6 protein-coding genes are annotated in these 7,805 nt (G+C 69.6%); 1 reads left to right on the top strand and 5 read right to left on the bottom strand.

What is annotated here, in order from left to right; all coding sequences use genetic code 11:
- Positions 1-104: 104 nt before the first annotated feature.
- From ADL12_RS16440 to ADL12_RS16420, 5 genes are read right to left on the bottom strand one after another with little or no spacing between them, the layout of a single operon-like run.
- Positions 105-1,040, bottom strand: a complete 936-nt coding sequence (locus tag ADL12_RS16440) for a dihydrodipicolinate synthase family protein (protein WP_062703070.1) — start codon at positions 1,038-1,040, stop codon at positions 105-107.
- The gene (locus tag ADL12_RS16435; RefSeq protein ID WP_244187910.1) at positions 1,040-2,092 is read right to left on the bottom strand and encodes an oligopeptide/dipeptide ABC transporter ATP-binding protein; all 1,053 of its coding nucleotides are present in this window, start codon (positions 2,090-2,092) and stop codon (positions 1,040-1,042) included. The genes ADL12_RS16440 and ADL12_RS16435 overlap by 1 nt, the downstream gene beginning before the upstream one ends.
- Positions 2,089-4,116, bottom strand: coding sequence for a dipeptide/oligopeptide/nickel ABC transporter permease/ATP-binding protein (locus ADL12_RS16430; protein WP_244187909.1), 2,028 nt, complete (start codon positions 4,114-4,116; stop codon positions 2,089-2,091). Before ADL12_RS16430 ends, ADL12_RS16435 begins: the two co-directional genes overlap by 4 nt.
- Positions 4,113-5,072: an ABC transporter permease gene (locus tag ADL12_RS16425; RefSeq protein ID WP_062703068.1), complete on the bottom strand. Its 960-nt coding sequence runs from the start codon at positions 5,070-5,072 to the stop codon at positions 4,113-4,115. Before ADL12_RS16425 ends, ADL12_RS16430 begins: the two co-directional genes overlap by 4 nt.
- A gap of 19 nt (positions 5,073-5,091) precedes the next feature.
- Positions 5,092-6,720 (bottom strand): ABC transporter substrate-binding protein, encoded by a 1,629-nt coding sequence (locus ADL12_RS16420; protein WP_062703066.1) that lies wholly within the window; start codon positions 6,718-6,720, stop codon positions 5,092-5,094.
- A 282-nt stretch (positions 6,721-7,002) separates the two neighbouring features.
- Between ADL12_RS16420 and ADL12_RS16415 the strand changes: the two genes are divergently transcribed.
- Entirely contained in the window at positions 7,003-7,779 is a 777-nt protein-coding gene (locus ADL12_RS16415) for a FadR/GntR family transcriptional regulator (RefSeq protein ID WP_079052076.1), read from the top strand.
- The last annotated feature ends 26 nt before the right edge of the window (positions 7,780-7,805 follow it).

The following is a 7,805-nucleotide window of genomic DNA, read 5'->3' as shown; positions in this document are numbered from 1 at the left end:
CGTTTGAGGAGCGGGGGTCCAGGGGGCAGAGCCCCCTGGCGGGGTGGAAGGGGCGGAGCCCCTTCAGGATGGGACGGGTAGGGGCGGCGGGGGCGAAAAACCGCCTATAGCAGCCCCGCTCCGGCCAAGAACTTCCCCACCCGCTCCACCTCCTCCGCCGACAACGGCACCTGAGGCTCCGCCGTCGCCGGGCAGTCGATGACGCCCCGCAGATGCAGCGCCGCCTTGAACGCGCCCAGCGCCGACGAACTGCCCCCCATCCGCCCGGGATCCCCGACCGTCACCATGCCGAAGAGGGCGCACAGGCGTTCCTGCTCGACCCGAGCCCGCTCCCAGTCGCCGGACCGGCACAGCCGGTCGAGATGGACGTAGCCCCGCGGGTCGACGTTGGCGAGCCCCGGCACCGCCCCGTCCGCGCCGATCGCGAGGGCCGCGTCGACGAAGAGCTCCGAGCCGGTCAGCACGCTGAAGCCAGTGATGTCGGGGCGGATGCGGGCACCGACGACGACCTTGCGGAATCCGGCGAGGTCGCCGCTGGAGTCCTTCAGGCCCGCCAGGGTGCCCTCGGCGGCGAGGTCGAGGATCACGTCGGCGGGGAGTTTGGTGTGGACGGAGGCCGGGATGTCGTAGGCCACCACCGGGACCGGGCATGCCGCCGCGATCAGGCGGTAGTGGCGGGCGATCTCGCTCGGGTGGGTGCGGGCGTAGAAGGGCGCGGTCGCCACCACCGCGTCCGCACCCGCCTCCGTGACCTCCCGTACCTGGTCCAGCACCCTCGGCGTCGTCATGTCGATCACGCCCGCCAGCACGGGGAGCCGGCCCCCCACGTGTCCCGTCACCGTCTCCACCACAACCCTGCGCTGCCGGTCCGTCAGATACGCCGCCTCCGACGTCGAACCGAGCACGAACAGGCCGTGCACCCCGCCCTCCATCAGGTGGTCGACCAGCCTGAGCAGGGACGGGACGTCCACCTCGCGGTCCGGTGTCAGGGGCGTGCAGACGGGCGGGACGACACCGGTGAGCGGGGTGGGGATCGGCATCAAGGCTCCTTGGAATGGTGGCTCTGGCGTACGAGGTCGCGGGTGGCCTCGCCCTCCTCCACTGGATGGTGACACCTGTAACGGTGTTCCGGGGCCGACGCGGCCATGAACCCCGGCATCACCTCCGCGCATACCCCGTCCGCCTTCCAGCACCGCGTCCGGAAGGGGCACCCGCTCGGCGGTCGGGTCGCCGACGGGACCGGGCCGACCAGTGGGATCGGGTCGATGGGGTCGAGCAGTCCGGGGGTCGCGGAGAAGAGGGCGCGGGTGTACGGGTGCCGGGAGCCGTCGGTGACGTCGGTCGCCGGGGACTCCTCGACGATCCGGCCCAGGTACATCGTGATTACGCGGTCACTCATCCGCCGTACCGTCTGGATGTCGTGCGAGACGAAGACCAGAGCGAGGCCAAGCCGCTCCTTCAGGTCCAGCAACAGGTTCAGGATCTGGGCGCGTACCGACACGTCCAGTGCGCTCGTCGGCTCGTCCGCCACCACCAGGTCGGGGTCCAGGGCCAACGCCCGTGCGATCGCGACGCGTTGGCGCTGACCGCCCGACAGCTGGCCGGGAAGCGCGTCGGTGAGCGCGCGCGGCAACCCCACCAGGGACATCAACTCCCTTACTCGTTCCTCACGTTGGGGCTTGGTCCCGCGGCCGTGCACGTCCAGGGGGTCCCGCAGTATCTGCCGGACCGGCAGGCGTCGGTTCAACGCCGTCGATGGGTCCTGGAAGATCATCCCGGTCCCGGCGCCGACCGCCGTCCTGCGCTCGGCCGGGGTCATCGTCCACAGGTCGCGTCCCCGGAACGACACCGTCCCCGACGTCGGCCGCTGCACACCCACCAGCACCTTCGCCAGCGTGGACTTCCCGCACCCCGACTCACCGACCACGCCCACCGTCTCACCGGGCGCGATGGTGAGATCGGCGCCGGTCAGGGCGTACACCTTGTCCCGGGTGAAGAGGCCTCCGCTGCGCGCCTTGTGCACGACATGCGCGTCGGACAGCTCCACGAGCGCGTTCACTTGGGCTTGGCTCGTGATGTTCGCGCCGGTCATTCCAGCCAACCTGCCTTTCGGCTGGGGGTCCGGGGGTTATCCCCCGGGAAGGCACAGCCGGAACGGTCCGTCGGCGCCGGCAGGACCGCCGGGTGATGGCAGGCCGCCGTGTGCGTCGGTGTGCCGACCAGGTCCGGGGCCGTCGTCCGGCACACCTCGCTCGCCAGCGGGCACCGGTCCGCGAAGCGGCAGCCCGCCGGGAAGTCGGCGGGGGAGGGGACCACGCCCTTGATCTGCGTCATCCGCTCCTGCGCCGACTCCAGCGAGAGCACGCTGCCGAGCAGGCCCCGTGTGTAGTGGTGCGCCGGTGCCTCCACCAGGTCTGCGGTGACGCCCGTCTCGACGATCTGGCCGCCGTACATCACGACCACCCGGTCGGTGACGTCCGCGATCAGCGCGAGGTCGTGCGAGACCAGGATCAGGGCGAAGCCCAGCTCCTCCCGCAGCCTCAGCAGCAGCTCTATGATCTGCGCCTGCACGGTGACGTCCAGCGCGGTCGTCGGCTCGTCGGCGACGATCAGTTTCGGGTCGCGGGACAGGGCCATGGAGATCAGGACGCGCTGGCGCTGGCCGCCGGAGAGTTCGTGCGGGTAGCTGCGCAGGGTGCGTTCCGGGTCGAGGCCGACGAGCGTCAGGAGTTCGTGGGGGGTACGGCGGCCTCCGCGGCGTACGACCTGCCCCAGCTGGGCGCGGATCGTCATCGCCGGGTTGAGGGAGGAGAGGGCGTCCTGGTAGATCATCGCCATCTCGTGGCCGAGGAGCCGTCGCCGTACGCGCATCGGCTCGCCCACCAACTGCCGTTGGTTGAAGCGCACATGGCCGCGCACCCGGGCGCCCTTCGGCTCCAGCCCCATCACCGCGAGGGCCGTGAGCGACTTCCCGCAGCCCGACTCGCCGACCAGGCCCAGCACCTCACCGGGCTGCACCTCGAAGCTGATGCCGTCGACGATGTCCACGCCGGCATGACGACCCTCGAAGCCGATCGCCAGGTTCTCCACCGCCAGCACCGGCTGCCGCCCCTGGGGCAGCGGACGCGCCCGGGCCCGCAGCCGTGCCGCCGCCTCCGTCAGCCCCGGCAGTTGCAGCACCTCACCGCTGCCCGGCTCAGCCGCCTCCAGCCGGTCGTCGTCCCGTACGTCGACCTCGCGCGCCGACGGTGCCGCCCACGCGTCCGAGACGCCCTCGGAGAGGATGTTCAGCGAGAGCACCGTCACCAGCATCAGCAGGCCGGGGAAGACAGTCGCCCACCAGCCGCCGGTCAGCACCATGTTCTTGCCGTCCGCGATGACACTGCCCCAGGAGGGGTCGGGGGGTCGCACACCCGCGCCGATGAAGGACAGCGACGCCTCGAAGACGATCGCCTCCGCCACCTGGACCGTGCAGAAGACGAGGACGGGCGCGGCGCAGTTGATCGCCACGTGCCTGAGCACGATGTGGGGAGTGCGCGCCCCGATCACCCGTTCCGCCGTCACATAGTCCTCGCCGTACTGGTCGAGGACGTTCGCCCGGACCACCCGGGCCACGGGTGGGGTGAACAGGAAGGCGATCGCGCAGATGAGGACCGTGATCCCGCCGCCGAACACGGCCACGAGTACGGCGGCCAGCGCGATGCCCGGGAACGCCATCACCACGTCCAGGCAGCGCATCAGCGTCTCGTCGACCGCCTTGCGGGAGGTCGCCGCGATCGCGCCGATCAGCGCGCCGACGACCAGCGCGAGTCCTGTCGCGCCGAGTCCGATCGCCAGCGACCAGCGGGCGCCGTACATCAGCCGGCTCAGGATGTCCCGGCCGAGGCTGTCCTGGCCCATCCAGTGGTCGGCGGACGGGTGTCCGGTGCCGTCGACGGGCGGCTGCTGGTCGAGCGGGTCGTGCGGTGCGAGGAGCGGGGCGAACAGCGCCAGCAGGACCACGACGGCCAGGAAGCAGACCGCCACCTTCGACAGCAGCGGCAGTCGGCGCCAACCGCGCAGCCGGATGCCGGGCCGGGACAGCGCGTCGGCCAGACGCTTGCGGTTGAACGTCACGTCGCCTCCCGCAGTCGCGGGTTGACCAGCAGATACAGGATGTCGATGACGAGGTTGACGACCACGAAACCGGTCGCCGTGGTGAGGACGACGCCCTGGACGACCGCCGGGTCACCGTTCTTCACGGCGTCGATCATCAGCTTGCCCATCCCAGGGAGGGAGAAGATCGTCTCGATGACGACAGCGCCGCCGAGGAGATATCCGACGCGCAGGCCGAGGACGGTCAGCGGATTGAGGAGGGCGTTGCGCAGGACGTTCCGCCCGACGACGACCCGAGGCGGCAGCCCACTCCCGATCGCCGTACGGACGTAGTCCTTGTCCAGCTCCTCCACCACCGCCGTCCGCACGATCCGCGTCAGCTGCGCCGCCACCGGGAGTGAGAGGGCGAAGGCGGGCAGGGTCATCGTCTTCAGCCAGCCGGTGAAGGAGTCCGCGGGGTTGATGTAGCCGCCGGTCGGGAACCAGCCGAGGTCGACGGCGAGGTACTGGATCATCAGCAGCGCCAGCCAGAAGCCCGGCGCGGCCACCCCGGTCAGTGACACGACCCGGATGATCTGGTCGGGCAGACGGTCACGGTAGATCGCCGCGGTCACGCCGCCGAGCAGCGACAGTACGACCGCGATGCCGAGGCCCAGGAAGGTGAGCTGGAGGGTGAGCGGCAGGGCGGTCATGACCTGGTCGACGACCGGCGCCCGGGTCAGGGCGCTGATGCCCATGTCGCCGTGGAGCAGATCGCCGATGAAGGTGACGTAGCGGACGGGGAAGGGATCCAGCAGGCCGTTCTCCTCGCGGAAGTCGTGCAGCTGCTGGGCGGTGGGGTTGGCGCCCTGGAAGAACGCGGACGCCGGGTCGACGTCCGAGAACCGCATGACCAGGAACACGAACAGCACGATGCCGAGCATCAGCGGCACGAGCAGCGCGACGCGACGGGCCAGGATCCTGACGACGGTGATCACGGCCGGGCTCCCGTCGTGGCTAGGACCACTTGGCCTGGAGGAGGTTGATGCCGGGATACGGCTGTGCCCTTATCCCGGTGAGCTGCTTCGGGTTCCAGGCCGTCATCAGCTCGTTGTGGACGACCGGGTAGAGCACGGCCTGTTCGGCGACGATGTCGATGTAGTCCTGGATCATCGTCTTCTTCTTCTCGGTGTCCGGCTCCTGGGTCGCCCGGTCCATGTCCTTGAAGAGCGCCTTGGCGACGGAGTTGTCGGCCCACCGCGTGTACTGCATCCACAGGTTCTCGGGGCCGTAGTTGTAATGCATGATCAGGTCGGCGTCGAGGCCGAACTGGTTGGGGTTCGAGGCGGCGGCGACGACCTGGTAGTCCTGCTTCTGGTCCATCTTGGTGAAGACGGCCGTCGTCTCCTGCGGGGAGAGGGTGGTCTGCACGCCGATCGCGTCCCAGGAGGACTTGACGGTCGGCAGACAGTCGACGATCCAGCTCACGTTGACGGCCAGGATCTCGATCTCCAGCCCGCTGACCCCGGCCTCCTTCAGCAGCGCCTTCGCCTTGTCGGGGTCGTGGTCGTAGACGGTCCTCGCGCGCCGGTAGCTGGGGTTGGACTCGTTGAGGAACGACGACGACGGCTTGCCGTGCCCCTTGAGCGCGACCTCGATCATCTTCTCGGTGTCGATGGCGTAGTGCAGCGCCTGGCGGACGCGTACGTCGTCGAAGGGCTTGTGCTTGGTGTTGAACATCAGGAACAGGTTGTTCATCCCGGCCCCGCCCGCCACCGTCAGCCCGCCGCTCTCCAGCTGCCCGATGTTGGCGTACGGAATGTTGTCGGAGATCTGCGCACCGGCGCTCGCGCCCGAGATCCTGGCCACGCGCGGCGCCGCATCCACGATCGTCAGCCAGTTCATCTTCTTGAAGGCGGGCTTGCGCGGGCCGTTGTACTCGGCGAACGCCTCGAAGGTGGTGTTGGACTTCGGGTGGTGCGCGGTCTGCCGGTACGGCCCCGAGCCGATCGCCTTGCCCTTGATGGCGTCCTCCCAGGCACCCGGCTGGGAGAAGACGTGCTTCGGCATGATCTTGGCGAGGGTGAGCCGCGAAATCCCGTCCGGGAAGGGGAACTTGAGCACCAGCTCGACTTTCTGCGCGTCGATCTTCCGCACTTCCTTGAGCCAATTGGCGAAGAACCCCTTGGCGAGGGTCTGCGTCTTCGGGTCGAGGATCCGGTCGAAGACGAAGACCACGTCGTCGGCCGTGACCGGCTTGCCGTCGTGGAACTTCGCGCCCGTGCGCAGGGTGAACTTCCAGGACGTGGCGTTCGGGTCGGCCGGCACCTGGGTGGCGAGCGCGGCGTACGGCTCCCTGGAGATCGGGTCGGTGTCGAGGAGCCCCTCGTAGATATGGTTGTTGGCGGCCATGCAGAAGGCGGACGCCGTCTGGGTGGGGTCCCAGCTGCCGTCGTTGCCGTAGCTGATCACCGCGGTCAGGGTCCGGTTCTGGCCACCGCCCCCGCCGGTCTCGTTCGTGGACTCGGGCCCCGACGAACAGGCCGACAGCGACGCGGAGACGGCAGCGGCCGCGCCCAGCGCGCCGGTGTACTTCAGGAACGACCGGCGGTGCAGCGCCGGCACGTCGTGGGTCACGTCGCGCACGGTTCCTCCAGGCGTGGGTGGTGTGCTCCGGCGATGGGGGTGCGAGGACAGCGATGGGAGGAGAGCGATGGGGTGATGCGAGGAGATACGACGTCCTACGTCCTGACGGTCAGCGCGACCATAGGTGGGGTGATGGGGGCGGTCAAGGGATCTCACACGAATGGCGCATCTGCCACAGGTCGGACCAATGGTGCTGTGAAATGGCGTGAGTTGACCCCCCGTCAGGGCCGTATCCCGCAGACATGGGACGTGGGACGTCCGGGTGCGCGTACCATGCGCCGCATGCCCGGGCAGCCCAGGAACAGTCGTACGTCCGAGGAGTCCAGGAACAGTCGGATCCAGCGGCAGGTCATGCAGCTGATCATCGACCGCAGGCTCCGGGCCGGCGCGCTCCTGCCCACCGAGGCCGAGCTCATGGACGACCTCGGCGTCAGCCGCAACTCCGTCCGCGAGGCGCTCAAGGCGCTCCAGGCCCTCGACATCGTGGAGATCAGGCACGGCTACGGGACGTATGTCGGGCAGGCCTCGCTCACTCCGCTGATCGACGGGCTGACCTTTCGCACGCTTGCCCGGCAGGATCAGGATCACGACGACTCGGGGGCGCTCGCCGAGATCCTCCAGGTGCGGGAGGTGCTGGAGGAGGGGTTGATCCGGCGGGTGGCGGCTACGGTCACCGAGGGGGAGTTGGACCGGCTTGATGCGGTGGTGTCCCGGATGGAGGTGGCGGGGCGGTCGGGGCGGGCCTTTCCCGAGCTGGACCGTGAGTTCCATGAGTTGCTGTACGCGTCCCTCGGCAACGACCTTGTGCCGCAGCTGCTGGCTGCGTTCTGGACGGTGTTCCGGCGTGTTTCCGGTGCCCGGGGCCGACCCGACGATCCCTCACCCGGACTCACCGCCCGCCGGCACCGCGACATCGTGACCGCCCTGCGGGCGCGGGACGTGGAGGGGGCGCAGCGGGCGATGGCCGTGCACTTCGGGCCTCGCTTTTTCTCGCCCCCGCCGCCCCTACCCGTCCCGTCCCTGGGGGCTGCCGCCCCCAGACCCCCGCTTCGGCCCTGAACGGGCCTCGTCCTCAAACGCCGGAC

Source organism: Streptomyces regalis, assembly GCF_001509475.1.
Taxonomy (GTDB): domain Bacteria; phylum Actinomycetota; class Actinomycetes; order Streptomycetales; family Streptomycetaceae; genus Streptomyces; species Streptomyces regalis.
This window is presented reverse-complemented; position numbering and strand designations above follow the sequence as displayed.

What these genes read in the sequence shown, in the direction of transcription:
- ADL12_RS16435 (WP_244187910.1), bottom strand. Translation starts at nt 2,092, where the DNA reads ATGACCGGCGCGAACATCACGAGCCAAGCCCAAGTGAACGCGCTCGTG.
- ADL12_RS16415 (WP_079052076.1), top strand. Translation starts at nt 7,003, where the DNA reads ATGCCCGGGCAGCCCAGGAACAGTCGTACGTCCGAGGAGTCCAGGAAC.
- ADL12_RS16440 (WP_062703070.1), bottom strand. Translation starts at nt 1,040, where the DNA reads ATGCCGATCCCCACCCCGCTCACCGGTGTCGTCCCGCCCGTCTGCACG.